This window comes from Ruegeria sp. AJ12 (assembly GCF_056536245.1).
Map to the genome: position 1 here is coordinate 3403080 of NZ_JBQFJJ010000001.1, position 25074 is coordinate 3428153.

At 59.1% G+C, this 25074-nt stretch carries 20 protein-coding genes; 4 read left to right on the forward strand and 16 right to left on the reverse strand.

What is annotated here, in order from left to right; translation table 11 throughout:
• The first annotated feature begins 78 nt into the window (after window positions 1-78).
• Window positions 79-1827: a SulP family inorganic anion transporter gene (locus ACR3E0_RS17050; RefSeq protein ID WP_480480036.1), complete on the forward strand. Its 1749-nt coding sequence runs from the start codon at window positions 79-81 to the stop codon at window positions 1825-1827.
• Here the strand turns inward: ACR3E0_RS17050 and dld are convergent.
• From dld to ACR3E0_RS17070, 4 genes are all read right to left on the reverse strand, one after another.
• On the reverse strand, window positions 1824-3506 hold the full coding sequence (gene dld / locus ACR3E0_RS17055; protein WP_480480037.1) for a D-lactate dehydrogenase: 1683 nt from the start codon (window positions 3504-3506) through the stop codon (window positions 1824-1826). The two genes, ACR3E0_RS17050 and dld, sit on opposite strands and share 4 nt — an antisense overlap.
• 18 nt (window positions 3507-3524) lie before the next feature.
• Window positions 3525-4676: an alpha-hydroxy acid oxidase gene (locus ACR3E0_RS17060; protein WP_480480038.1), complete on the reverse strand. Its 1152-nt coding sequence runs from the start codon at window positions 4674-4676 to the stop codon at window positions 3525-3527.
• A gap of 12 nt (window positions 4677-4688) precedes the next feature.
• Window positions 4689-6752: a TRAP transporter large permease subunit gene (locus ACR3E0_RS17065; protein WP_480480039.1), complete on the reverse strand. Its 2064-nt coding sequence runs from the start codon at window positions 6750-6752 to the stop codon at window positions 4689-4691.
• A 118-nt stretch (window positions 6753-6870) separates the two neighbouring features.
• Complete coding sequence (locus tag ACR3E0_RS17070; protein WP_480480040.1) at window positions 6871-7920, reverse strand: TRAP transporter substrate-binding protein; 1050 nt, start codon at window positions 7918-7920, stop codon at window positions 6871-6873.
• Window positions 7921-8257: 337 nt separating this feature from the next.
• Between ACR3E0_RS17070 and ACR3E0_RS17075 the strand changes: the two genes are divergently transcribed.
• Window positions 8258-9031: a FadR/GntR family transcriptional regulator gene (locus ACR3E0_RS17075; RefSeq protein WP_480480041.1), complete on the forward strand. Its 774-nt coding sequence runs from the start codon at window positions 8258-8260 to the stop codon at window positions 9029-9031.
• Between the two features lie 55 nt (window positions 9032-9086).
• Here the strand turns inward: ACR3E0_RS17075 and ACR3E0_RS17080 are convergent, their stop codons facing one another.
• The 9 genes from ACR3E0_RS17080 to bhcA all read right to left on the reverse strand — a co-directional run bounded on the left by ACR3E0_RS17080 (window position 9087) and on the right by bhcA (window position 20811).
• Window positions 9087-11156 (reverse strand): TRAP transporter large permease subunit, encoded by a 2070-nt coding sequence (locus ACR3E0_RS17080; protein WP_480480042.1) that lies wholly within the window; start codon window positions 11154-11156, stop codon window positions 9087-9089.
• 80 nt (window positions 11157-11236) lie between these two features.
• On the reverse strand, window positions 11237-12283 hold the full coding sequence (locus tag ACR3E0_RS17085; RefSeq protein WP_480480043.1) for a TRAP transporter substrate-binding protein: 1047 nt from the start codon (window positions 12281-12283) through the stop codon (window positions 11237-11239).
• A gap of 51 nt (window positions 12284-12334) precedes the next feature.
• Complete coding sequence (gene glcF, locus ACR3E0_RS17090) at window positions 12335-13693, reverse strand: glycolate oxidase subunit GlcF (protein WP_480480044.1); 1359 nt, start codon at window positions 13691-13693, stop codon at window positions 12335-12337.
• Between the two features lie 13 nt (window positions 13694-13706).
• Window positions 13707-14864 carry a glycolate oxidase subunit GlcE gene (gene glcE, locus ACR3E0_RS17095; protein WP_480480045.1) on the reverse strand — a complete coding sequence of 386 codons (1158 nt, stop codon included), beginning with the start codon at window positions 14862-14864 and terminating at the stop codon, window positions 13707-13709.
• Window positions 14865-14912: 48 nt separating this feature from the next.
• Window positions 14913-16352, reverse strand: a complete 1440-nt coding sequence (locus ACR3E0_RS17100) for an FAD-linked oxidase C-terminal domain-containing protein (RefSeq protein WP_480481081.1) — start codon at window positions 16350-16352, stop codon at window positions 14913-14915.
• A 38-nt stretch (window positions 16353-16390) separates the two neighbouring features.
• Window positions 16391-17380, reverse strand: coding sequence for an iminosuccinate reductase BhcD (gene bhcD / locus ACR3E0_RS17105; protein WP_480480046.1), 990 nt, complete (start codon window positions 17378-17380; stop codon window positions 16391-16393).
• Window positions 17381-17459: 79 nt separating this feature from the next.
• Window positions 17460-18623 (reverse strand): 3-hydroxy-D-aspartate aldolase BhcC, encoded by a 1164-nt coding sequence (gene bhcC, locus ACR3E0_RS17110; RefSeq protein ID WP_480480047.1) that lies wholly within the window; start codon window positions 18621-18623, stop codon window positions 17460-17462.
• An 11-nt stretch (window positions 18624-18634) separates the two neighbouring features.
• Window positions 18635-19609, reverse strand: a complete 975-nt coding sequence (gene bhcB, locus ACR3E0_RS17115; RefSeq protein WP_480480048.1) for a beta-hydroxyaspartate dehydratase BhcB — start codon at window positions 19607-19609, stop codon at window positions 18635-18637.
• 11 nt (window positions 19610-19620) lie between these two features.
• A complete protein-coding gene (gene bhcA / locus ACR3E0_RS17120) occupies window positions 19621-20811 on the reverse strand; it encodes an L-aspartate--glyoxylate aminotransferase BhcA (protein ID WP_480480049.1) in 1191 nt (396 codons plus the stop codon).
• 210 nt (window positions 20812-21021) lie between these two features.
• On the opposite strand from bhcA, the gene ACR3E0_RS17125 reads away from it, so the two are divergent.
• Together ACR3E0_RS17125 and speB are read left to right on the forward strand one after the other, a co-directional pair.
• Window positions 21022-21837, forward strand: coding sequence for an IclR family transcriptional regulator (locus tag ACR3E0_RS17125; RefSeq protein WP_480480050.1), 816 nt, complete (start codon window positions 21022-21024; stop codon window positions 21835-21837).
• 81 nt (window positions 21838-21918) lie between these two features.
• Window positions 21919-22884, forward strand: a complete 966-nt coding sequence (gene speB, locus ACR3E0_RS17130; protein WP_480480051.1) for an agmatinase — start codon at window positions 21919-21921, stop codon at window positions 22882-22884.
• Here speB and ACR3E0_RS17135 read toward each other — a convergent pair.
• Genes ACR3E0_RS17135 through comD form a run of 3 tightly spaced genes read right to left on the reverse strand, consistent with a single transcriptional unit; the run spans window position 22843 to window position 25045 of the window.
• On the reverse strand, window positions 22843-23988 hold the full coding sequence (locus tag ACR3E0_RS17135; RefSeq protein ID WP_480480052.1) for an alpha-hydroxy acid oxidase: 1146 nt from the start codon (window positions 23986-23988) through the stop codon (window positions 22843-22845). The genes speB and ACR3E0_RS17135 overlap by 42 nt on opposite strands.
• On the reverse strand, window positions 23988-24542 hold the full coding sequence (comE, locus tag ACR3E0_RS17140) for a sulfopyruvate decarboxylase subunit beta (protein WP_480480053.1): 555 nt from the start codon (window positions 24540-24542) through the stop codon (window positions 23988-23990). The genes ACR3E0_RS17135 and comE overlap by 1 nt, the downstream gene beginning before the upstream one ends.
• A complete protein-coding gene (gene comD / locus ACR3E0_RS17145; RefSeq protein WP_480480054.1) occupies window positions 24539-25045 on the reverse strand; it encodes a sulfopyruvate decarboxylase subunit alpha in 507 nt (168 codons plus the stop codon). Before comD ends, comE begins: the two co-directional genes overlap by 4 nt.
• Window positions 25046-25074 lie beyond the last annotated feature (29 nt).

Here is a 25074-nt window from a genome sequence, read left to right on the forward strand (position 1 = left end):
AGCGTTCCAGAAGCTTTTGTGCGGATAAAACCAGCGTCAGCGCACAACACCTGCAGCGAGCAATAAAAGGATCAGGGAATGGGATTGCCACGCAGAGGGAACCGTCTGTTTTCTCTGCCTATTCTGCAAGGACTCCTGCCGTTCGACCGCGCAAGACTGCCGGCGGAAATTCTGGCAGGCGTTACCTTTGCGTGCCTCGCGATCCCCGAAGTCATGGGCTACACTAAGATCGCCGGAACGCCGGTAATCACGGGCCTGTACACAATCCTGATACCAATGGCCCTGTTCGCGCTTTTTGGGTCCTCAAGGCATCTTGTCGTCGGGGCCGACTCGGCAACGGCAGCGATCACGGCGTCCGCATTAGCGGGAATGGCGGTTGCGGGATCATCCGAATATATGGCGCTGGCCTCCCTGCTCGCCCTGATGGCCGCTGCCCTGCTGATTGCAGCACGAACCATCGGGCTGGGTTTTCTGGCGGACTTTTTGTCTCGGACGGTTCTGGTCGGGTTCCTGACCGGCGTGGGCATTCAGGTTGCGACCGGCGAAGTGCCGGGCATGCTTGGAATCGACGTTGCGGGTCATGGCACGCTCACCAAGCTGCACGGCATCATACAGGACCTGTCACAGGTCAACTGGCCAACCGTTGCCGTCTCGGCCGGCATCCTGTGCATTGTCGTCGGCTGCACCCGCGTGTCTCGCAAAGCGCCTGGTCCCCTGATTGCAATCGTGGGCGTGATCCTGTGCAGCTGGATCTTCCAGTTCGACACAGTCGGAATCTCGCTGCTGGGCACGGTGCCAAGTGGTCTGCCCTCGTTTTCCGTGCCCGAAGTTCAATGGAACTGGACGCTGTTCAAGCAATTGCTGCCCACGGCTCTGTCCATTTTTGTCGTGATCCTCGCGCAGAGTGCGGCAACGTCCCGGGCCTATGCGGCCAGGTACGAGGAGAAGGTCAGCGAGAATACCGACCTTGTCGGACTGGGGCTGGCGAACCTTGGCGCAGCATTCACGGGCACGTTCGTGGTGAACGGAAGCCCGACCAAAACCGAAATGGTCGCCAGTGCCGGAGGACGCAGCCAGATTGCACAATTGACCACCGTTGTGATCGTTCTGATCGTCATCCTGTTCCTGACCGGTCCTTTGGCGTATCTGCCCAACGCGGCGCTGTCCGCAGTTGTGTTCCTGATCGGCGTCAAACTGATCGACGTCAAAGGCCTTGCAACGATCTTCAGACAGGCGCGGTCGGAATTCTGGGTTGCGGTCGCCACGGCAGCGGTGGTGGTTTTTGTGGGTGTCGAACAGGGCATCATTTTCGCAATGGTCCTGTCGCTTGTTGACCATACCCGCCGGGGTTACAGGCCGAAGAACTCGGTCATTGTGCAAAGCGACACCGGGGGTTGGCACTCCAAGGCGTTATCCGCGCCGAACCAGTTCGAACCGGGCCTGGTGATCTACCGGTTTTCCCACGGCATGTACTACGCGAACACCCAAAGGTTTACTGATGAGGTCACAGCGATTGCTCAGAACTCAGACCAAAACCTTGAATGGTTCTGCATCGACGCCTCGGCAATCGACGTCGTCGATTTCACGGCCGGGTACACATTGCGGAACATGATCGCATATTTGCATGCGCGCGAGGTCCGGCTGGTTTTCACGTTGGTGGAACCGGAGGTGAAGGCAGAGCTTGACCGATATGGCGTCACCGAACTGGTCGGGGCAGGCGCGTTTTTTGACAGCGGGAACAGCCTGTTGCAGGCTTATCTCGACCGCTCCCCTAGGAAGGCGCGGGGAAATGCAAATGCTCAGTGCTCCGGATCAAGGCCCGCCTAGTCCTGATAGTTTTTTGCCTTGGACATCTTGCCGATCCCCGGATTGAAGGAATTCGTCGGATCACAACACTGATAATGCGCCGCCAGGTCAGGTTTGGCTTTGTACAGGTGGCCAACATTGTGTTCGGCCGGGTATTCCGCGCCACGTTTGTCAAACAAGTCCAGCATCGCGGCCTTCAACGCTTTGGGATCTGCGCCTTTGCGGACCACATAGTCCTGATGCATCACGTGGCACATGAAGTGGCCGTAGTAGAGTTTGTGCACCAATTGGTTCTCGATCTCGGGCGGAAGCTTTTCAAGCCAGTCCTGATCGTTGCGGCGCAGTGCAACATCCAGTGCGATGATGTCTTCTACCTCATTGTCGTGCAGCGCCATGTACCGAACGGCGGCCCCGGCAGCGGCGAAACGGTGCAACCCCGCAATCTTGGCCTCACGCGCAGTGCATTCGAAGAAGTCTCCGTCGCGGTCCTTGAGGAACTGGGGCAACCATTCTGCCGCCTCGACAATCCCGTCATCTTTCATCTTCAGGATCAAATGGTGCTCGTATCGGTCGCGGAATTCAATCATCCGCTTAGGCAAGACGCGGGGCCAGACGGACACCGCCATCTGCATGAACCTGTCCGTAAAGTTGCGCAGGAACGGAATGCGGCGCAATCGGGCATCCACCGCCCCTTTCATTGCAAAGAACATCGGCAACCGGTCGGTGCCCAGCTTGTCGATCATCACCACCGTGTCTTTGCCGTATTTTGCAGTGATATCGAAAACCTCACGCTGCATGTATTCCGCCGAGACAGGCAGAGACTTGAAGCTGGACAGGATATGACGGCGCAAATCGGCCAGATCATCAGGGCTGTTTGTACCGATGTAGAACACCTTCTCGGCCTGGTTCTTTCGGAAGGTATCAAGGCGTACGGCAAACACAGCCACCTTGCCCGCCGAGCCTGCAGATTCGAACAGCTTGGTCTTGTCCGCATTGAACCGGGCCGGCGTTTCCGCATCCACATCCCGCACGATCTGCGCATAGTCACTTGCCGAGGCGCGTTTGTTCGTGGCACCCGGGTTCCGGTCAAAGGTTCCGGCATCGAGGTTCGCCAGGATGTCCTCAGGCGTCTCACCCAGATCAATGCCCAGATGGTTGACCAGTTCCAACTCGCCCTGCTCGGAAATTCGCGCATGGACTGACAGTTCGGTATAGACCGGCCCACGCTCGACCAGTGACCCGCCCGAGTTGTTGCAGACCCCGCCCACGATTGATGCCCCGATGCAGGACGAGCCAATCACCGAATGCGGCTCTCGCCCCAACGGGGCCAGCAGTTTTTCCAACGCAAACAGGGTCGCTCCGGGAAAACTGATGATCTGTTCGCCGTCGTTCAGCGGCACCAGGGTGTCCATCCGGCGCGTATTGATCAGGACCACATCGCGATCATAGCTGCCCGACGGGGTCGAGCCTTCGGTCAACCCGGTATTCGCCGCCTGCATGATAACGATCTTGTCTGCCGCGACGCAGGCTTGCAGAACCTTCCACTGCTCCAAAAGTGTGCCCGGTTGAATGACGCAAAGCGCCTCACCCTCGCCCGAGCGAAATCCACGGCGAAACCGTTCGGTGGCCCGTTCGCCGGTCAAAACGTGACGCGATCCAACGATGGACCGGAAGGTGTCGATCAACGCGTCATTGGTCACAGCAGTCTCCGTAACGGTTCAGACATTTCGAAATCGGATGTTCTCGCGGTTCAGTTGGTCGATACGCGTCACCCCCATCAGTTTCATACCGCGTTCGATCTCGGCCCGCATCAAACCCAGCGCACGCTCGACACCCGCCTGCCCGGCGGCGGCCAGCGGATACAGATAATGCCGCCCGACACCGACCGCCTTGGCCCCCAAAGACAAGGCCTTGAGAACATGTGTACCCCGTTGCACGCCACTGTCCATCATCACGTCCAGCCTGTCACCCACCGCGTCGACAATCTCGGCCAATTGATCGAAGGGCGTACGCGAGCCGTCTAGTTGGCGGCCGCCGTGATTGGACAGAACGATCCCGGTGCAGCCGATCTCGGCAGCACGGCGGGCGTCATCGACGGTCATGATGCCCTTGAGGCAGAATTGACCGTCCCAAGCGCGCACCATCTGCGCCACATCGTCCCAGTTCATGGACGGATCCAGCATGTCCGTGAAATAGCCGCCGATCGAACTGGCGCCGCCGCCCATATCCAGATGTTCTTCCAATTGCGGCAGACGGAATTTCTCGTGGGTGACGTAGTTGATCCCCCACATCGGCTTGATCGCAAACTGGATCATGCCGCCCAGCGTCAGGCGGAAGGGGATCGAGAACCCGGTGCGCAGGTCACGTTCGCGGTTGCCGCCAGTGATACTGTCGACGGTCAGCATCATCACCTCGACACCCGCATCTTTCGCGCGCTGCATCATGGCTGCGTTCAGTCCGCGATCCTTGTGGAAGTAGAACTGATAGACCTGCGGGTTCTTATGCTTCTGCCGCAACTCTTCCAGCGACACGGTGCCCAAAGAGGACACACCGAACATGGTGCCGTATTTCTCAGCGGCTGCCGCAACGGCGCGTTCGCCCTGGTGGTGGAACAGGCGCTGCAAGGCGGTGGGCGAGCAATAGACAGGCAAATCCAGCTTTTGACCCATTACCGTCACCGACATGTCGACGTCTGACACCCCGCGCAGGACCGAGGGCAACAGATCGCAGCGGTCAAACGCCGTGGTGTTTTCCCGATACGTCACCTCGTCATCCGCACCACCGTCAATATAGTTGAAGATGGGTCCCGGCAGCCGCTGTTTGGCCAGCCGCCGGAAGTCGTGGAAGTTGTGACATTGGCTCAGACGCATCAGGGCAGCTCCTTAATAGGCGACCGAGGGCAACCAGGTGGCAAGCGTTGGCCACAGGAAGACAAGCGCCAGGCCGGTCAGCTGCAATAGCACAAACGGGATGATGCCCTTGTAGATATGCGTCAGTCTAATCTCTGGCGGGCAGACGCCCTTGAGATAGAACAAGGCAAAGCCGACAGGTGGGGTCAGGAAGCTGGTTTGCAGGGTCACCGCGACAAGGATCACGAACCAGACCAGCGCCGGTTCGTCCAGAACACCAAAACCGGGGATATCGATGCCGAGGCCGTTTACGATGGGCCGCATCAGGGGCAGAACGATCAGCGTGATCTCAATCCAATCCAGCACGAAGCCCAGCAGGAAGACGATGAACAGGATAAAGAGAACAGTGCCATTGGCACCAAGACCGGTCGATTGAACCACATGTTCGATCAGCTCATCCCCACCCAGTTCGCGCAACACGTATGAGAAGACGGTCGCACCCAAGAAGATCGCGAAGATGTAAGCCGTGGTGTTGAAGGTCGACACCAGCACGTTCCACAGCTTGGTCAGGGTGAGCTTTCGATACCCCAGCGCCAGCAGGGTCGCACCCAGTGCGCCAATGCCCGACGCTTCGGTCGGTGTCGTCAGGCCGGCAAAGATCGAGCCCAAAACCGCAAGGATCAGCATCAGCGTCGGGATGACGGCAACCAGCACGTCCTTGACGGCGGCCCAATCGGGGGCTTTTGCACCTTCGGGCACGGGGGCAGCATCGCGCTTCACCAGCGCGAGGATGAAGATATAGGTCAGGTACAGCCCACCGATAATGACACCGGGGAAGACGGCGGCCATGAACAGATCACCGACCGACAGCGCCATCTGGTCGGCCATGATCACAAGCATGATCGAGGGTGGGATCAGGATGCCCAACGTCCCCGAGGCCGAGACCACACCCGCCGCCAGCGTCGGCTGATACTTCTGCTGCATCATTGACGGCAGCGACAGAACACCCAAAAGCACAACGGATGCACCAATGATGCCCGTAGAGGCGGCAAGAATAATCCCGATCAGCGTCACGGTGATCGCCAGACCGCCCCGCACCGTGCCGAACAAGCGCTGCATCGAGGACATCAGACGCTCGGCCACACCGGATTCGTCCAGCATCAGCCCCATGAAGATGAACATCGGCAGCGCGACCAGCACCGCGTTGGACATGGTTGCATAGACCCGGTTCACCACGGCGCCAAGCGTCAGGTAGTCGAGCCCGGTAAAGGTGCTCTCAAGCCCTGTCCACAGCATCAGATCGTTGTCGAACAGGTAGGCCAATCCGCAATAGGCAACACCCACACCGGCCAGAACCCAGGCCACCGGATAGCCCGTGAACAGCAGCGCGATGAAGGTCAGGAACATCGCGATGACCAGCTTTTCCTCAGTCGTTTCGACGAGGAAAGTCAGGCCTACGCAAACCGCTGCAAAAACGGCCAGCACCAGCAGAATAAGGCGCAGCGGTGCGCCCACGCGTTCCGAGGCCGGTCCGTACAGCAAGGCATGACCGTCATGGATCAGCCGTGCCAGCGCGGCCAACGCCAGCAGCACGAAGCTGATCGGGATAACCGCCTTGAAGGCCCAACGCGCCGGCAGACCGGTCGGGCTGTCCGACCGTTCATTGACGCGGAAGCTTTCGTAGAAATAGTCAAACCCCTGATCGATCATCAGATAGATGAACGGCGTCAGCAGGGTCAGGATGCCGATCACTTCGATGACCCGCTGCGCCCGGCGCGACAGCTGCATGTGCAGCACGTCCACGCGGACATGGCTGTCCGTTATCAAGGCATAGGAAATGCCGATCATCGTGACGATGCCGTAAAAATGCCACTGGATCTCGTCCAGCTTGGGGTAGTTCTGGCTGAGCAGGTAGCGCAGTGAAACCTGACTGAAGATTGCTGCGATCAAAAGGACGTTGGCCCACATGACCACATGTCCGACGGCCTTGACGCCCGTGTCGATTGCCACCGCGATCTTTTGACGGTCGGTCTCGGGATGCTCCAGGATGCCTTCATAGGCTTCGACCGGATCGGTGATATTCTTCTGCGTGGCCATGGTCATTCCTCGCTCAGCAGCCCGGCGCGCGGACAGGGACAGTCAGGATTGTCCGAAAATCAGGGAATAAGGACCGGAGCGGCGGAAACGGCCGCCCCGGTGTCGTCAGCACGGGAGGTTACTGACGCGGGAGAAACGCGTTGGTTTTCCAAAGGTCATAACCGTCACGGAACTCATTCATGTCGGCCAGAACCTGCGCGAAAAACGCATCATTTGCTGCTTCTTCGGCGGCAACCTCTTCCCACGTTGCGCGGAATGTATCGAGCATTTCAGGCGACCACTGCTTGAGCGTAACGCCGTTGTTTTCAACATTGTCGATCAGCGCTGCATGCTGGATGGCCTCGCCTTCGGCAAAGCTGTCCGCCATCGACGCCTTGCAGGCACTTTCGATGATGGCCTTGTGCTGGTCGCTGGTCTCGTTCCAAACGTCCTTGTTGATCAGCAGTTCGAATACGGTCGCCTGCTGGTGCCAGCCGGGGAAATAGTTGAATTTCACCAGCTTATGGAAGCCCAAACGCGCATCGATGGCAGGCATCGAGAACTCGGTCGCGTCGATTGCACCTTTCTCCAGCGCGGGGAAAATCTCACCGCCCGGCAGCAGCGACGTTGCCACACCCAGTTTCTGCATCACTTTGCCACCAAGGCCAAAAAACCGCATCTTCAGGCCGTTCAGGTCGTCCGGCGAGTTGATCTCGGTTGCGAACCAGCCCGAGGTTTCAGGCGCAATGATGGCGCAAGGCAGAACGTGCACGTTATAGCCCGCCTGATCATACATCTCCTGATACAGGGACATGCCGTTTCCGTAGTAGAGCCACGCCATGTATTCACCAGCCTCGGGGCCAAAGGGAACTGCCGAGAACAACGGGGCTGCGGGGATTTTGCCTGCCCAGTAGCCGGCTGTTGTGTAGCCCGAGTTGATCTTGCCAGTGGACACCGCGTCCAGAATCTCGAACGGCGGAACCAGCTTACCCGGCTCGTACACTTTCATTTTCAACGTGCCGCCGGACATCAGATCAAGCTGCTCGGCGACGCGCGGGATCGGCGAGCCCAGCCCCGGCAACTCGGTCGAGAACGCAATCGGGGTTTTCAGCAATAGCTTATCTGCGGCAACGGCAGGTACGCCAAGCAGGCTGGCGGCGACGGCCAGACTCGTCAGGGTCTTCTTCATGAAATCTCCTCCAGGGTCGTTCGGAACGCAGGTCCCGATCAGTGGCGCAGGGTATTCCAGCGCCGCTCGGGTGGTAAACTAACTTTACCACAACAAACCAGTCAACAACTTTCTTTACCATTATGGTTGCACCTCAAGGACCCACTCGTTGCGCGCACTCGCCCCAACCCGTGCAACCACAGGCGTAAAATTCTCATACAAGGACTACAAAATCTATCCAAAACAGACGGCTGACCCGCATCTCGAGTGCCAAGGATGACGGTTGATGTTTCGAGATGAATGGTTATATTTATTTACCATCAACGGTGGATTCAGGCTTGCAACGAGGCGTTCTTTCATGAGCAACACGGCGATATTTGAACCGGTTGGGCACGAATCGCTGGCCGAGGCGGTGGTGGCCCAGATCGAGGATCTGATTGCCTCGGGAATCCTGAAACAGGGACGGAAACTGCCGTCCGAGCGCGACCTGGCAGAGATGCTGCGCGTATCGCGTCCAAAGCTGCGCGAAGCCCTGTCCGTTCTGGAAGAGCGCGGTCTTGTCGCGACCCAGCATGGAGAGGGCACGTTTGTTGCGGCCCTGACAGGGCAGGCCATGATGCCAGCACTTTTGGCATTGTATGAAAGGCACGAACCGGCCTTTTTCGACTACCTCGAATACCGGCGGGAGCAGGAAGCCTTTGCGGCGCGCCTTGCCGCCCGTCGGGCGACAAAAGCCGACAAAGAGCGCATTGCCGAAATCCTCGCGGACAACGAACGCGCCTGGAAAGAGAATGATGCAAAAGCCTCACAAGAAGCCGATTTTGCCCTGCACTCGGCGATCGTGGATGCCAGCCAGAATGCGACGCTGATCCACATGATGGCTTCGATCTACGAGCTCACACGCAAAGGGGTGTTCTACAACCGAGATTTTCTGAGAACCATCGATGGCACCGGAGAGAAGCTGTTGCAGCAGCATCTGGAGCTTGGCCGGGCAGTGATCGACGGGGACGAAGCGCGTGCCGAAAAAGCGGCGACCGATCACATCGACTTTGTTGAAACATCATTCAAACTGGGAATTGAGCAGCGCCGCCGCGAGGCCATGGCTGAAAAGCGCCGCATCTTATCGCGATAAGGTCAACGTTGGTCGTGTAAGCGGCGGCACCCTGTCCGGATGCCGCCTTGTTTTCTCAGTAAGCCACCGAAGGCAGCCAGGTTGCAATCTGCGGGAAGAGGATCACCAGTGCCAGGCCAGTCAGCTGCAGCAGGATGAAGGGAATGACGCCCTTGTAGATGTCCTGCAATCGAATTTCCGGCGGGCAGACCCCTTTGAGATAAAACAGGGAGAAGCCCACGGGAGGTGACAAAAAGCTGGTCTGCAACGTCACCGCAACCAGGATGACGAACCAGATCAGCTCCGGGTTATCCAGTCCAAAGCCCGGAACCGTCATCTGCATGGCGACTATGATCGGCGCAACAAGCGGCAGGATGATCAGCGTGATTTCGATCCAGTCCAGAACAAAGCCCAGCAGGAACACGATCAGCAGGATGAAGAGGATGGTGCCCATCTCGCTCAAGCCCATGCCTTCGATGGTCTTGGTGATCAGTTCGTCGCCGCCCAGCTCGCGCAGAACAAAGGCAAAGCAGGTCGCGCCAAGGAAGATCGCAAAGATGTACGCGGTTGTTTTGAACGTATTGCGCGTCACTTCGAACAGATTGCGCCAGTTCAGCTTGCCATAGGCAAACGCCATCAGCGTCGCACCTGCGGCACCAACGCCGGATGCTTCGGTGGGTGTGGCGATACCCGCAAAGATCGACCCAAGCACGGCAAAGATCAGGGCAACAGGCGGCAGGACCGCCTTGAACACGTCCCAGATTGCTGCCCAGTCGACCCTTTTTGCATCCTCCGGCAAGGGGGCGACCTCTCTGTTGATCGTCGCGATGATCACGATGTAGAGGATGTACAACCCGCCGATGATCAGGCCCGGAAACAGCGCCGCCATGAACAGGTCACCAACCGACAGGGCCATCTGGTCGGCCATGATCACCAGCATGATCGAGGGCGGGATCAGGATGCCCAGTGTCCCAGAGGATGCGATGACGCCCGCCGCCAGTGTCTTGGAGTAGTTCTGTTTCATCATGGCCGGCATCGACAGCAGCCCCAACAAAACCACCGACGCGCCGACAATACCGGTCGAGGCGGCAAGGATGATCCCGATCGCGGTGACGGTGATCGCCAGCCCCCCGCGCATAGTGCCGAACAGCTTCTGCATCGAGATCATGAGGCGTTGTGCGACACCGGACTCGTCCAGCATCAACCCCATGAAGATGAACATCGGCAGGGCCACCAGAACCGCGTTCGACATGGTTGCATAGACCCGGTTCACCACCGCGCCAAGCGTCAGATAGTCCAGTCCGGTAAAGGTGGACTCCATTCCGGTCCACAGCAGCATGTCATTGTCGCCCATATAGGCCACGCCGGTGAACAGGACGCCAACGCCTGCCAACACCCAGGCAACGGGATAACCCGAGAACAGAAGCGCGACAAAGGTCATGAACATTACGATGACCAGCGTGTCCTCGGTGGTGTCGACCAGTTGGATCAGACCGATTGTGACGGTTGCAAAGATCGCCCACATCAGAAAAAGACGGACGAGGCCCGAACTGGCGGCACGCTCATCGGCATCGGTCATCAGCATGTAAGCGTCATGGATCAGACGCGCGATGGCCGCTGTGGCGACAAGCACAAAGCTGATCGCAATCACCGACTTCAATGCCCAGCGCGCGGGCAACCCGGTCGGACTGTCCGAGCGTTCGTTTACGCGGAAACTGTCCTGGAAATAGTCGTATCCCTGATCGATCATCAGCCAGCAGAACGGCAACAGAAGGATTGTGATCCCGAGCATCTCCACCACGCGCTTGGCGCGGGATGAGAAGCCAAGACGCAGAATATCAACGCGCACATGCGCATCATGCGTCAACGCATAGGACATCCCGATCATGGTGGTCAGCGCATAAAGATGCCACTGCAACTCATCGAGTTTCGGGAAGTTCCAGTCCAGCGCGTACCGCATACTGACCTGCGACACGATGGCGACAACCAGTGCAACGTTGGCCCACATGACAACGTGGCCAACGCCGGAAACGACGTCGTCCAGCCGGGCCGACAGCTTTGGGCGACGACGATCATCGCCTTCAACCTCGTCCCAATGCGGGTCGACATGCTTGTTTAGTTTGTTTTCGAAACTCTCGCTCGTCATTTTGTTACCCCCAAGCTGGGGCCCCTTCCTTTGGGGCGATTGAAGGGCCCGAGCAATGTTGCCCGGGCCCGACGTGTCGATTACTGCCGTGGCAGGAATGCGTGCGACTTCCACAGCGAATAGCCTTCGCTGAATTCATTCAGGTTCGAGTAAACCTTGTTGAAGAACGCATCGTTAGCAGCCTCTTCAGCGGCGACCTCTTCCCAGGTGGTCCGGAAGACATCCAGCATTTCTGGGGTCCAGTCGACGATGGTCACACCGTTTTCTTCCACGTTGCGCTGCATGGCTTCGAACTGGATCGCTTCGCCTTCGGCGAAACTCTCGGTCATCTGCGCACGGCAGGTCAGTTCGATCTGCGCCTGCAATTGCGGGTTCAGCTCGTTCCACTCATCCTTGTTGATCAGCAATTCGAAGATGGTGGCCTGCTGGTGCCAGCCGGGGAAGTAGTTGTACTTCACCAGCTTGTCGAAACCCAGACGCTGGTCGATCGCCGGCATCGAGAATTCGGTCGCGTCAATCGCGCCTTTTTCCAAGGCCGGGAAGATTTCACCACCCGGCAGCAGCGACGTGGCAACGCCCAGTTTCTGCATCACCTTGCCGCCGAGACCGAAGAACCGCATCTTCAGACCGTCAAGCTGTTCGACCGAAGTGATCTCTTCTGCGAACCAGCCCGAGGTTTCGGGGGCGATAATCGTGCAGGGGAAGACTTTGACGTTGTATCCGGCCTGATCATACATTTCCTGATACAGGTCCAGCCCGTCGCCGTAGTACATCCAGGCCATGTATTCGCCGGCCTCCGGGCCAAACGGCACTGCCGAGAACAGCGGCGCAGCGGGGATTTTGCCGGCCCAGTACCCAGCGGTCGCAAAGCCCGAGTTGATCTTGCCTGAAGACACGGCATCGAGGATTTCGAAGGCCGGGACCAGTTTCCCCGGCTCGTAGACCTTCATCTTGATGGACCCGCCGGAAATGGCGTCCAGATCTTCGGATACGCGGACAATGGGCGTGCCGAGGCCGGGCAGTTCTGTTGAGAAAGCGACCGGCGTCTTTAACAAGATCTTGTCGGCTGCCAACGCAGGCGCTGCCGCAAGAGCCGCAGCTGCAGTGAGGGTTGCTAGTTTGTTCATGTCTGTTTCCTCCGATTGGACATGGGGTTTTGCTCAGATGAGCGGATTGGACTAGCTGCCGGTCTTGACTATGGCCGGCGGCGTGTCGGGTAGTCTGAATTCGGTAGGGGCGCGGCGGGACGGGTCAGCCAAAGCCCTTGGCATCGGTCCGCCCGTCGCCCAATCCAGCATTTCGGCCGTGTGCACGACCGGGATCTGCGTGGCCGAGCCGATCTGCATCATGCAGCCGATGTTACCTGCCACGATGACCTCGGGCTTTTTGGCCTCAAGGGTCTCGACCTTTCTTGCCTTCAACTCGCCCGAGATTTCGGGCTGCATCAGGTTGTAAGTGCCGGCCGACCCGCAGCACAGGTGGCTGTCACGCGGCTCGGACACTTCGAAACCGGCGGATTTCAGCAATGACTTGGGCAGGGTCTTGATCTGCTGCCCATGCTGCAGCGAACAGGCGGCATGATAGGCTACGCGCAGCGAGTCTGCCTGATCCGGTTCCTTAAGACCGAGTTCGTTCATCACCTCGGAGATATCCCGGGTGATCGCGGCCACGCGCTGTGCATCATGCTCCAGCTCACTGCCCGCAAACATGTGACCATAGTCTTTGACGGTTGTTCCGCAGCCGCTGGTGTTGATGACAATGGCATCCAACCCGGCTCCGTCCATTTCCTCCGCCCACGCCCGGATGTTCTTGGCGGCGGTGGCATGGCTTTCCTTCGATTTGCCCATGTGATGGGTGAGCGCGCCACAGCACCCTGCCCCTTCGGCAATCACAACATCACACCCGTGGCGGGTCAGCAGCCGGATGGTTGCATCGTTGATGTCGGTGTTCAGCGCCCGTTGCGCGCAACCGGTCATCAAGGCGACGCGCATACGCCGGGGGCTGCCAGCCGCAAAGGTTTGGGGGTCGTCGTTGCGGCTGACCGGCGGGATGACCTTTGGTGCCATCTCCAGCATGGCCCGCAACCGCGCATCCGGCACCAGTTTCCGGAACGGATAGGCGATTTTGGCCGCCAACAACGCCAGCCTGAACCGCATGGGATAAGGCAGAATGCGGGCAAGGACCCAGCGCAGCGCGCGGTCATCCCAACTGCGGGTGTAGTTCTCTTCGATATAGGCGCGCGCATGATCGACCAGGTGCATGTAGTGCACACCCGACGGGCAAGTGGTCATGCATGCCAGACAAGACAGGCAGCGGTCGATATGCGTGACGGTTTTTTCATCCGGCACACGGCTGTTTTCCAGCATGTCCTTGATCAGGTAGATGCGGCCACGCGGACTGTCCAGCTCATCGCCCAGAACCTGAAAGGTCGGGCAGGTTGCCGTGCAAAATCCGCAATGCACGCAGGAGCGCAGGATCTCGTTCGACCGTTTCGTGTCGCGATCCGTCAACTGTTCGGCTGTGAAACTCGTCTGCATGTCGTCCTCCTGCTCAGGCGGCCATCAGGCCGGGGTTCAGCAACCCATGGGGGTCGAATTCGCGCCGCAGTCGGGCCGAAACCTGTTCCAGACGCGGGTGCTGCGGGTGAAAGACCGAAACCTGTCGGCGCAGCCCGACGCTGCCCCGGATCAAAGTCGCATGACCAGAACCGGGTGACATCAGGCCGCGAAGGATGTCCGCTTGTTCAGGCGCCTCGGACGGGATTGCCAGCCAAACCAGCGCGCCCCCCTGATCAAGAATGGCCCGCGCACCCAAGTGCTCGCGTGCGGCGGTCACCAGAGCGGGAGCGTCCGTCGGCTTGAGCGACAGTTTCCAGACCGTATCTTGCGTGCCGGAAAACACATGCACGTCGCGAACACTGGTCCAGAGCCGATCGTGCACCGCGCCCTCCAGCACGGAGCCGCCCCCATGCCCCAACAGCTCACTCAGTTTGTTCAGCCGGTAGTCAACTTGGGCCGACAATCCTTCGATCCGCAGCATGGCGGTGTCGTTCTGCCACGCGGCACCAGATACTTCGAACGGCGTCGTTGCAGCGCGGCAAAACAGGTCTACGGCTGCGCTTTCGTTCAGCCCGGCGAATTGAAGCGTCACGGACCGTTCCGGTCGGGGCAGCACTTTCAGGGCAACTTCGCTGAGGACGCCAAGCGTGCCAAATGCACCGCAGACCAGCTTTGTCAGGTCCAGACCGGTGACATTCTTCATCACGCGACCGCCGTTCTTGATGATACGGCCCCGACCGTCGACAAAGCGGACGCCGAGCAGAAAATCCCGGCACGCACCGCTCAGAAACCGGCGCGGACCCGACACGTTGCAGGCCACAACGCCGCCAAGGGTCGGCTCGCCTTCAGTCCCAAGCAGCGCCCGGTGATCCATCGGCTCGAACGCCAGCATCTGGCCTTCCTGCGTCAGCGCCGTTTCGACCTCGTGCATCGGGGTGCTGGCCCTGGCCTCGAGCGTCAGGGACCCGGGCTCGTACCGGGTGATGCCAGAGACGCCGGACACATCCAGAGCCCGGTCGAACGCACCGGGATTACCGATCTGGCTGCGGGTGCCGCCAGATATGATCCGCAGGCTGGATCGCTGATCCACCGCATCAAGCACAGCTTCTCTGATCGCCGACTCGGTCGTCGGCGTTCCCAAGGCCGTCATGGTAACTCCTCCTGTTGCTCTTTCGAAAAGAGCTCTCTTATCGTGTCATCAGGTGGCGCGGCTCCTGCGCTTCGCACTCAACTCCAATGGGAAAACTTTGGTTGGGTTCAGCAACCAGTCCGGATCGAACACATCCTTGACCTGCATCTGCGCTTCGAGGTCGGTGCCGGTGAACTGGTAGGTCATCAGGTCGCGTTTCTCAATCCCGACACCGTGTTCGCCGGTTAGACATCCGCCGACATCCACACAGGTGCGCAGGATATCGAAACCAAACGCCTCGGCCTTTTCCAGATCGCCGGGTTTGTTGGCATCGAACAGGATCAGCGGGTGCATATTGCCATCGCCCGCATGGAAAACGTTGGCCACGTCCAAGCCGTGTTCTTCGCTCAACTCGCCAATCCGCTTCAGGGTCTGTGGCAGGGCCGAGACGGGTACCGTCCCATCCAGACACATATAGTCATTGATCTGCCCCATCGCGCCAAAAGCGGATTTCCGGCCTTTCCAGATCAAAGCGCTTTCCTCGGTGCTTTGGCTGACCCGCAATTCGACCGGATTCAGTTCGCGCGCGATCGCGCTGATCCTGGCAAGCTGATCGTCGATTTCCGCGTCCGAACCCTCGACTTCGACGATCAGCAGCGCCTCGCACATCGGGTATCCCGCTTTGGCGAAGTTTTCGACGACGCGGATGCACGGACGGTCCATGTATTCGATGGCCACCGGCAACACACCGGCCTTGATGATCTTGCCGACGCATTCGCCAGCCACCTCGGCACTGTCGAAGCCGATCAGGATCGGCCGTGCGCCTTCGGGCTTGGGCAGGATGCGCAGGGTGGCCTCGGTCACGATACCCAACTGGCCCTCAGACCCGCAGATCAGACCCAAAAGGTCCAGTCCGGGGGCATCCATTGCCGGCCCGCCGATCTCCAAGACTTCGCCATCGGTCATGACCATCCTGACGCCCAAAAGGTTGTTCGTGGTCACGCCATATTTCAGGCAATGCGCCCCGCCAGAATTCATGGCGATATTACCGGCAATGGCACAGGCCAGCTGCGATGACGGATCGGGTGCATAGAAGAACCCGTCTTCCTCGACATGTCCCGTCACTGACAGGTTCGTCACACCGGTCTGCACGCGGATGAAACGGTTGTCATAGTCGACTTCCAGCACGTCCTTTAGCCGGGCCGTGCCCAGAATCACGCTGTCCGCCGTCGGCAGGGAGCCACCGGCCAGTGAAGTCCCGGCCCCACGTGGAACCACAGCGACGCCAAGGTCATAACAGACTTTCATCGCCGCGGCGCATTCTTCGGTGGTGCGTGGCAGCACCACGGCCAAGGGCGGGCAGCGATAGGCCGTCAGGGCATCGCATTCATAAGCGCGGGTTTCGTGCTCATCGCTGATTACACTGTCAGAGGGCAGGACATTTGCCAAAGCCGCAACAATACCAGCCTTGCGATCCAGAACGCTCTGGTCGGGTGTAGGCATTGAAATCGTTGACATGATGACCTCCCTCCAACTTCGACAGACGCTTAGAGCGTTGCGCGCTGCGCCTGCCCGCTTTCATCCGCAAGCCGCGCGGCAACGGACGCCACCGCCAGATCCTGCAGCCCGACCCCGGTTCCATCGAACAGGGTGATCTGATCGGCACTGGTCCGGCCAGCGTGGTCGCCATTGATGACGGCGCCGATCGGCGTGATGGCGTCTTCGCGCAAACTGCCATCGGCAATCGCGTGCTGCGCCTCACCAATGGAGATGGACTGGGCAATCTCGTCGGTGAAAACGGTGGCCGAGGACACCAGCGCCGCGTCGACCTCCTGCTTGCCCTTGGTGTCTGTGCCCATGCAGGCCAGATGCGTCCCGGGCTTGATCCAGTCTTTCATCAGCAGCGGCTCAAAGGCCGAGGTGATGGTGATGATGACATCCGCCTGAGACCCAAGCTCTTGCTGGCTGACCGCCTCAAACTCAAGACCGATCTCATTGGCCACTTCACCCAGACGCGGCAGCATTTCCGGATGCGGATTCCAGGCGACCACTTTTTCAAAGTCACGCTGTTCCGCAGCTGCACGCAGCTGGAACGCGGATTGATGGCCCGCGCCCACCATACCCAGAACCTTGGAGTCCGTGCGCGCCAGATGCGCAATTGACACGGCGGACGAGGCTGCCGTCCGCACGGCCGTCAGGTAGTTTCCGCCAACCAGAGCAGCCAGCTTGCCGGTGTCCGGATCAAACAAAAACACGGTGGACTGGTGATTGGTCAGCCCCTTGTCCATATTTCCGGGCCAGTAGCCGCCGGATTTCACCCCAAGCACCTGACCGGCCCGGTCAAAACCGGATTTGAACCCGTAAAGCGCATCGGCATGCCCGATCGCCTCGCGGATGACCGGAAAGTTATAGGCGTCTCCGCGCGCCATGGCGCCAAAAACAGCCTCAACCGCGTCAAACGCGTCGCTGCGACCGACCAACTGCTGGCACAGATCTTCTCCGACGATCAGCAGTCCTTTTTCAGACATATCTTTCATGACCTTTTCTCCGATGAAAATGGAATCAATCCGGGCGGCAAGGGGGAGAACCTGCCGCCCGGATCAAATGGGACGCGGTTCAGAATGCCTTGCCGCGTGCAGAGACCTGCCACAGGGTTTCGACCTTGCCGTTGCGCACGCCCACATACCAATCATGAACGTTGGCAGTTGGGTCGCAGTGACCGGGCACCAAACGCAGCTTTTCATTGATCTTGAGAACGCCGTCCGGGTCGGCCACAACACCGTGCTCGTCCGAGCATTTGACGTACTCGACATCCGTGCGTCCGAAGATCACGGGCAGGCCGCTGTCCACCGACTGCGCCTTGAGCCCTGCATCGACGATGGCCTTGTCGGCCTTGGCGTGGCTCATGACGCTGGTCAGGATGAAGAAGGCGTTCTCCCATTCTCCACGGTCGATCCGGTTGCCATCCTTGTCGAGGATACGGCCATAGTCGGCATCCATGAAGGCGTAGGACCCGCACTGCAATTCGTTGTACACGCCCGACGTGCTCTCGAAATAGTAGGATCCGGTGCCGCCACCGCCAACGATGTCGCACTCCAGCCCCTCGGCCTTCAGCCCGTCCACGGCGTCTTTCACTTGGGCCACGGCGATGTCGATCTTGGCCTTGCGATCATCATAGCTGTCCATGTGCTGCATGGCACCCTGATAGGCCTGAATGCCCGCAAACTTCAGCCCTGGGGCGGCGTCAATTGCCTTGGCGATGGCGATGACCTCAGGCGTTGTCGTCACGCCGCAGCGCCCGGCGCCGCAGTCGATCTCGACCAGGCACTCGATCTGAGTCCCGTGCCGCTGGGCGGCTTCGGACAGGTCGGCCACATTTTCGATGTCATCGACGCAGCAGATTGTCCGCGCGCCCAGCTTGGGCAAGCGCGCCAGACGGTCGATCTTGGCCGGATCACGAACCTGGTTCGACACCAGAACATCCTTGATACCGCCTCGGGCAAACACTTCGGCTTCCGAGACCTTTTGGCAGCAGACGCCGCAGGCACCGCCCAGATCGACCTGCAATTGGGCCACGTCAACGGATTTGTGCATCTTGCCATGTACCCGGTGGCGCATCCCATGAGCCTTGGCATAGTCGCCCATCTTCTTGATGTTGCGCTCCAGCGCGTCGAGGTCCAGGACCAGCGACGGTGTCTGGATGTCGGCTTCGTTCATGCCGATGGCAGCAGGAATGTCGAACCCGACTTCAAGCTGATCGATGTTTACAGGCTTGTTCATTTTCTTCCTCCTCAGCCCTTGATCCAGGGCAGTTTGTCCAAATCCACGTTGCCGCCGGTGATGACCACACCAACGCGCTTGCCTTTGAAAACTTCAGGGTTCTTCAGAATGGTGGCCAAGGGCACCGCGCAGCTGGGTTCCATCACGATGCGCAGATATTTCCACGTCGTCTTCATGGCATCGATGATCTCCTGTTCGCTGGCCGTGTGAATGTCGGTCACGAACCGGGATACGAAATGCCAGGTGTTTTCTTTCAACGGCACCTTCAGACCATCGGCGATGGTCTCGGGCGCATCATCTGCAATGATGTGACCGGACTTGAAGCTGCGGTAGGCGTCGTCCGCCTGCTCGGGTTCGGCCGCATAGATTTTTACTTCGGGCGCCAGATTGGACAGGGTCAGGCAGGTGCCGGAGATCATGCCGCCGCCGCCGATGGGTGCCACAACCGCATCCAAACCGTCGGTCTGCTCCAACAGCTCTGCCGAGCAGGTCGCCTGACCGGCAATCACCCGCGGGTCATTGTAGGGATGCACGAACTCGCCACCCGACTTCGCCTGCACCTCGGCAAACACCGCCTCGCGTGAGGTGGTCGACGGCTCACATTCGGTGATGATCCCGCCGTAGCGGCGCACCGCGTCTTTCTTGGCCTGTGGTGCGGTGCGCGGCATCACCACATTGCAGGGGATGCCGCGCCGCCCGGCTGCGTAGCTGAGGCTGAGGGCGTGATTGCCCGAAGAGTGAGTGGCGACACCTCGTTTTGCAGCATTTTCGTCCAGGCCGAATACTGCGTTGCACGCGCCGCGCACCTTGAACGCCCCGGCCTCCTGAAAGTTTTCGCATTTGAAGAACAACTGCGCGCCGGTCAACTCGTCCAGATAAGCCGAGCGCAGCACCGGCGTGCGGTTGATATGCGGTCTGATCCGGTCATGCGCCTCGCGCATATCGGCCAGGGTCAGACGGTCGGCGGTGGTCATGGCGTCCAGCATCGGGGCCCTCCTTATGCCGCGGATTGCATGGGGGTGGCGCTGCCGGCGCGGAAATATTCCTGCGCCGCCGCAACACCGCTGCCCAGCTCGATCGGATAATCCAGATCGGCCATCGCCATCTCGATGGTGGCGAGGCCAGACAGAACCATCACATCCGTCAGGCTGCCGAGGTGGCCGATCCGGAAGGCCTTGCCGTTCATCTCACCCAACCCGATGCCGAAGCTGACGCCATAAGCACTGAACGCATGATCTGTGAGCGCGTTGCTGTTAAAGCCTTCTGGCACATAAATCGCACTGACGGTGTCGGAATAGAGGTCGGGCGAATGCGCCACCAAGTTCAGCCCCCAGGCAGACGTGGCTTTGCGCACGCCCTCGGCAAGGCGGAAGTGGCGGGCATAGACATTGTCCAGGCCCTCCTCGAACAGCATCTTGAGGCTTTCGCGCATGCCATAAATCAGCTGTAGGGGCGGGGTGTAAGGGAACCCGCCAGAGGCATTTGCCGCCATCATGTCCCGGAAGTCAAAAAAGGTGCGGGGTAGCTTTGCGGTCTCCATCGTCGCCAGCGCCTTGGGGCTGACACACAGGATCGCCATGCCGGTTGCCAGCATGAACCCCTTCTGCGATCCGGACACGGCGATATCCACGCCCCAGGTGTCAAACTCGAACGGCATCGAGGCCAGAGAGCTGACGCAATCGACAAACAGCATCGCGGGGTGATCGCTGGCATCCATGGCCTTGCGAACGGCCGCAATATCCGACCGTACACCGGTTGCCGTCTCGTTATGGGTGGTCAGAACGGCCTTGATTTCGTGATCTTTGTCAGCCGCAAGAACGTCGGCAAACTTATCCGCCGGCGCGCCGCTGCCCCACGGGCAATCGATGATGCGAACGTCCAGACCGTGGCGCTGACAAAGATCGATCCAGCGATGGCTGAACATGCCATAGCGGGCGATGAGCACGGCGTCGCCGGGGCTGAGTGTGTTTGTAACAGAGGCCTCCCAGCCACCGGTTCCGCTGGCGGGAAACGTAATGATCGTGCCCTCTGTGGTCGCAAAAACCTTTTTGGTATCTTCAAGGACCGGCGCAAAGGTCTCGACAAAATCGGGCGCGCGATGGTCCTGGGTCTGAACCTGCATGGCCAGACGCAGACGGTCGGGAATATTGGTTGGCCCTGGAATAAAGACCGGGTTTTGCTGTGACATCGTCTTTTCCTCCGATTTGGTAAAATTATCTTACCGGACGGAAGGTTTTGCAATTTTCTCGAAAATATTTTTTGCTGAGCGGAAAAAGCGTCTAAAGCCTTGTAAAAGATGGGTTCGGAGGTTTTTCATTTTTTGCCGTGATTCTTGGCGAAATGGAAAAATATCTCTCGCAGCCCATTTTTTGCACAGATTTCAGAGGAGAAAACGGGTTTGGAGAATCAGAAAAGAGCGCGCGGCAGACCCAAATCACCGTTCAAAGAAAGCTCGGCCGGCACATTGCAGTCTCTCGACCGCGCCCTTGGAACCCTGAGCGCAGTTGCCAAGTTTGAACGCAGCACGCTTAGCGATCTCAGTCGCGAAACCGGTATCCCCACAGCCACGACACATCGAATACTGACTACCCTGTCCAACCGGGGCTATGTGAGCTTTGACGACGAAAGGCAGGAGTGGATGATCGGGATCGAGGCGTACAGAACGGGCGCCTCTTACCTGAAGCGCAGCAGCGTTGTTGAGCTTGGGCGCCCCATCATGCACAAGCTGATGCGAGACACGGGAGAGACAGCCAACATGGCCATGCCGGATGGGGCCGATGTGGTTTTTGTCAGCCAGATCGAAACCAGCAACCCGATCCGGGCGTTTTTTCCGCCGGGGTCCCGAACACCGATGTACGCCTCGGGCACTGGCAAGGCGCTGCTGGCGGCAATGCAGCCCAGAGCATTGGACAAAGTGCTGTCCGCGACCACCTTCGAAGCGTTCACCGATCAGACTCACGCCAAAGTGGACTCGTTGTTGAAGGACCTGGATGTCATACGCAACCGAGGCTGGTCCTATGACGAAGAGGAACGGTATTCGGGCATGTCCTGCATCGGTGCAGCGATATACAACGAACAAAATGAACCCTGCGCGGGTGTATCAGTTTCAGGACCGACCGCTCGTTTTCGCAGTACCGCAACAAACCAGGTCGGGGAACTGGTCGCGAACGCGGCGCGCGAAATCACATTGGCGGCCGGCGGTCAACCGCGTTGAGGCGCCGCGCCCCTACCCCCTTCTGCTGTGCCGTCCTTTGCAATTGCGGTATACCTCAACTTCAAAGAAACGGAGCACATCATGTCTGGTCATGGTTATGACGCCGGTCGCCTGAACCTGCCCTTTGTTGGCATTTCCACATTTGGCAAGAAACCCTATGTGGCGGATTGGGATGCCATCGATGCGGATGTCGCCATCCTCGGCGCCCCGTTTGACTTTGGCTGCCAGTTCCGCCCCGGCGCACGCTTTGGTCCACGAGCTGTGCGTGAGGCCTCAACACTGTTCAGCTTTGGCCATGCCGGTGCTTATGACCACGAGGATGATGCGACCTACCTTGGCGAAGACGTCCACATCGTGGATATCGGTGATGCGGATATCGTCCACACCAAGACCGAGAAAAGTCACGACAACATCCAGTACGGCGTCAAAAAGATACTGGATGCGGGCGCCATTCCCGTGACCATCGGCGGGGACCATTCCGTCAACATTCCCTGCATCAATGCCTTCGCCGAGGACTGCGCCCAAAACGGCCCGATCCATGTCGTTCAGATCGACGCGCATCTGGATTTTGTCGATGAACGCCACGGTGTCACCCTAGGGCATGGCAACCCCATGCGCCGGGCCATCGAAAAAGACTATGTCAGCGGGATGACGCAACTGGGCATTCGCAATGTCTCCTCCACCGCGAAAGAAGGCTATGACGATGCCCGTGTCAGAGGATCGGACATCCTGTCGGTGCGGCAGGTGCGCAAGCTTGGGCCCGATGCGGTTGTGGACCGAATTCCAGAGGGTGCCCGCTGTTACGTGACCATCGACATCGACGCCTTCTGTCCATCAATTGCACCTGGCACAGGCACGCCAAGCCATGGCGGGTTCCACTACTATGATGTTCTGGAAATCCTGCAGGGCCTGGCCAAGCGCGGTGACGTGGTGGGGGTTGACCTGGTCGAAGTTGCGCCCGCCTATGATCCGACCGAAAGCACTCAGATCCTCGCAGCGCAACTGCTACTGAACTTTATCGGCTTCATCTTCCACAACAGAAAATAGCGGCGCGGGTTGGGTTTGCTGGACCGACGACATTCCGATCTGTGCCATCGCGATGTCCATTTCTTCGCTGAACACCGACCAAAGCTGGTCCAGCCCGGCTTCGCCTTCGGCGGCGATTGCGAATTGCAGGCTGCGGCCGAAAAACACGAAATCCGCGCCGCTCAACATCGCTTTCAGCGCGTCCTCGCCTGATCGCAGACCACTGTCGTAAAACACCGGAAAGTCTGCGCCCACGGCCGCACGGATTTTCGCCAGCATCAAAAACGGGGCGGGGGCGCTTTCCAGTTGCCTTGCCCCGTGACTGGACACCTGAATTGCATCAACGCCAGCAGCTTTCAAAGCCACGGCATCTTCGGTGTCCAGAACGCCTTTGACAACAAGGGTGCCGGTCCACTCCTCTCTTAGACGGGCAAGCGTTTCCCATGTGGCCTTGGCTCGGCTTTCGGTTCGGTCGAAATCGAAACCATCCATCAAGAAGTTTGCAGTCTGGGGTTTGCCATGAAGCAGCGTGCTGAGAGACCAGCGCGGATGCAGCGCGAAATCCAGAAACTGCCAGGGACCAATTCGGAACGGCATGCGAAACCCGTGGCGCAACTCGCGCGGTCGCCGACCAACCTCAGGGACATCCACGGTAAGTACCAGCGTTTCGTATCCCGCAGCCCGGGCGCGGTCCACAAGTTTGAACGTGCCTGTACCGTCACCGCTGAAGTAGAGCTGGAACCACGCATTGCCTTGCGCGGTTTCGATCAGTTCTTCCATCGGGGTCGAGGCGACGGTGGACACCCCCAACGGGACCGAATACCGGGCCGCCAGACGCGCCAGCATCAGATCGGCGCCCGGTGCCGACAGATTACACATACCCATCGGAGCAATGCCAAAGGGACGTTTCGTGGCCTGCCCAAAGACAGTGCTGGCCAGCGACCGTTCGCTGACATCGCGCAGGATGCGCGGTCGCAGCGTCGTGTCGTCCAGAACCGCGCGATTGCGATCGGTTCCTGTTTCGGCCCCGGCCGCGCCGTCAATATAGTCGAATACCATCCACGGCAGACGCCGCCGCGCAAGGCGGCGGGCGTCTTCGGCGCAGTGTATGGCACTGTTTGGCATCAGGCCCGGACAGCCTTCATGAAGCGATCACAGATCACGACCGGATCCATTGTGATCGGCGGCATCTTGGCATTGCCGCTTTCACATTTGCTGACGATAATCGTCATCTGCCTTGCATCCAGAGCCTCCTGCAACACCCGACCGGTGTCTTCAGCCTGACACTCGATCACGCGCTCACACCCGGCGGCCTCGGCCATTTTGGTCAGCGATGTCTTTTGCCCGGCATAGGTCGGCTGATCACCGGTCGAGCCATACGAGCCATTGTCGATAATCAGCAGGATGTAATTGTCCGCCACGTTGTTGGCGATGGTTGGCAATGTGCCGAGATTGGTCAGAACGGAGCCGTCGCCATCAATCGCAATCACCGGCTTTGGTTGCGACAAGGCCAGACCCAGCCCGATGGACGAGGCCAGACCCATTGTGCCCAGCATGTAAAAATTGGTGGGCTGGTCATCGATGGCATGCAGTTCCTGGCTTGGGATACCGATATTGCACACGATAAGCTGGTCACGCAGGATCGGGGCAATTTCCTTCAGGATTTCAGAACGGATCATTGGTCGCCATAGCCTCCCCAGAAATTGGCGTCGGTCAGAATGGCGACCGGCTTGTTGCACATGAACGTGTATTTCAGGATGGCATCCAGTTCGTCGACATCTTCCTGATTGTGGAAGTGGTAGGTCGGGATGTTCAGTTGCGCCAGCAATGCCTTGGTGTGCACCGCCATTTCAACCTGACAGGCGATGGGTTCGCGCAACTCGCCGCGATACGAGATCAGCATAGGCAGCGGCATCCGGTAATACTGGATCAGTGTCGCCAGGGTATTGATGGTCACGCCGATTGCGGTGTTCTGCATGATGATCGCCGGGCGTTTGCCACCCATCCAGGCACCGGCGCACAGGCCCATCCCCTCATCCTCTTTGTTCGATGGGATATGGTAGATGTCGTCATGGGCATCGATTGCTTCAATCACGCCAGCCAGCTGTTTGCATGGCACGGTGGTCACAAACGAGATATCGTTCGCAACCAGATCGTCAGTGATCTTTTTGTCTATGTTCATTTCCGATCTGTCAGTCCTTTATTGAGGCG

Bases quoted from the DNA above. Each gene is read 5' to 3' on its own strand.
- speB (WP_480480051.1), top strand. From the start codon at position 21,919: ATGTCTGGTCATGGTTATGACGCCGGTCGCCTGAACCTGCCCTTTGTT.
- ACR3E0_RS17080 (WP_480480042.1), bottom strand. From the start codon at position 11,156: ATGACGAGCGAGAGTTTCGAAAACAAACTAAACAAGCATGTCGACCCG.
- bhcB (WP_480480048.1), bottom strand. From the start codon at position 19,609: ATGCTGGACGCCATGACCACCGCCGACCGTCTGACCCTGGCCGATATG.
- bhcD (WP_480480046.1), bottom strand. From the start codon at position 17,380: ATGAAAGATATGTCTGAAAAAGGACTGCTGATCGTCGGAGAAGATCTG.
- ACR3E0_RS17060 (WP_480480038.1), bottom strand. From the start codon at position 4,676: ATGCGTCTGAGCCAATGTCACAACTTCCACGACTTCCGGCGGCTGGCC.
- ACR3E0_RS17070 (WP_480480040.1), bottom strand. From the start codon at position 7,920: ATGAAGAAGACCCTGACGAGTCTGGCCGTCGCCGCCAGCCTGCTTGGC.
- comD (WP_480480054.1), bottom strand. From the start codon at position 25,045: ATGAACATAGACAAAAAGATCACTGACGATCTGGTTGCGAACGATATC.
- ACR3E0_RS17135 (WP_480480052.1), bottom strand. From the start codon at position 23,988: ATGCCAAACAGTGCCATACACTGCGCCGAAGACGCCCGCCGCCTTGCG.
- bhcC (WP_480480047.1), bottom strand. From the start codon at position 18,623: ATGAACAAGCCTGTAAACATCGATCAGCTTGAAGTCGGGTTCGACATT.
- ACR3E0_RS17065 (WP_480480039.1), bottom strand. From the start codon at position 6,752: ATGGCCACGCAGAAGAATATCACCGATCCGGTCGAAGCCTATGAAGGC.
- comE (WP_480480053.1), bottom strand. From the start codon at position 24,542: ATGATCCGTTCTGAAATCCTGAAGGAAATTGCCCCGATCCTGCGTGAC.
- ACR3E0_RS17085 (WP_480480043.1), bottom strand. From the start codon at position 12,283: ATGAACAAACTAGCAACCCTCACTGCAGCTGCGGCTCTTGCGGCAGCG.
- glcF (WP_480480044.1), bottom strand. From the start codon at position 13,693: ATGCAGACGAGTTTCACAGCCGAACAGTTGACGGATCGCGACACGAAA.
- glcE (WP_480480045.1), bottom strand. From the start codon at position 14,864: ATGACGGCCTTGGGAACGCCGACGACCGAGTCGGCGATCAGAGAAGCT.
- ACR3E0_RS17050 (WP_480480036.1), top strand. From the start codon at position 79: ATGGGATTGCCACGCAGAGGGAACCGTCTGTTTTCTCTGCCTATTCTG.
- bhcA (WP_480480049.1), bottom strand. From the start codon at position 20,811: ATGTCACAGCAAAACCCGGTCTTTATTCCAGGGCCAACCAATATTCCC.
- ACR3E0_RS17075 (WP_480480041.1), top strand. From the start codon at position 8,258: ATGAGCAACACGGCGATATTTGAACCGGTTGGGCACGAATCGCTGGCC.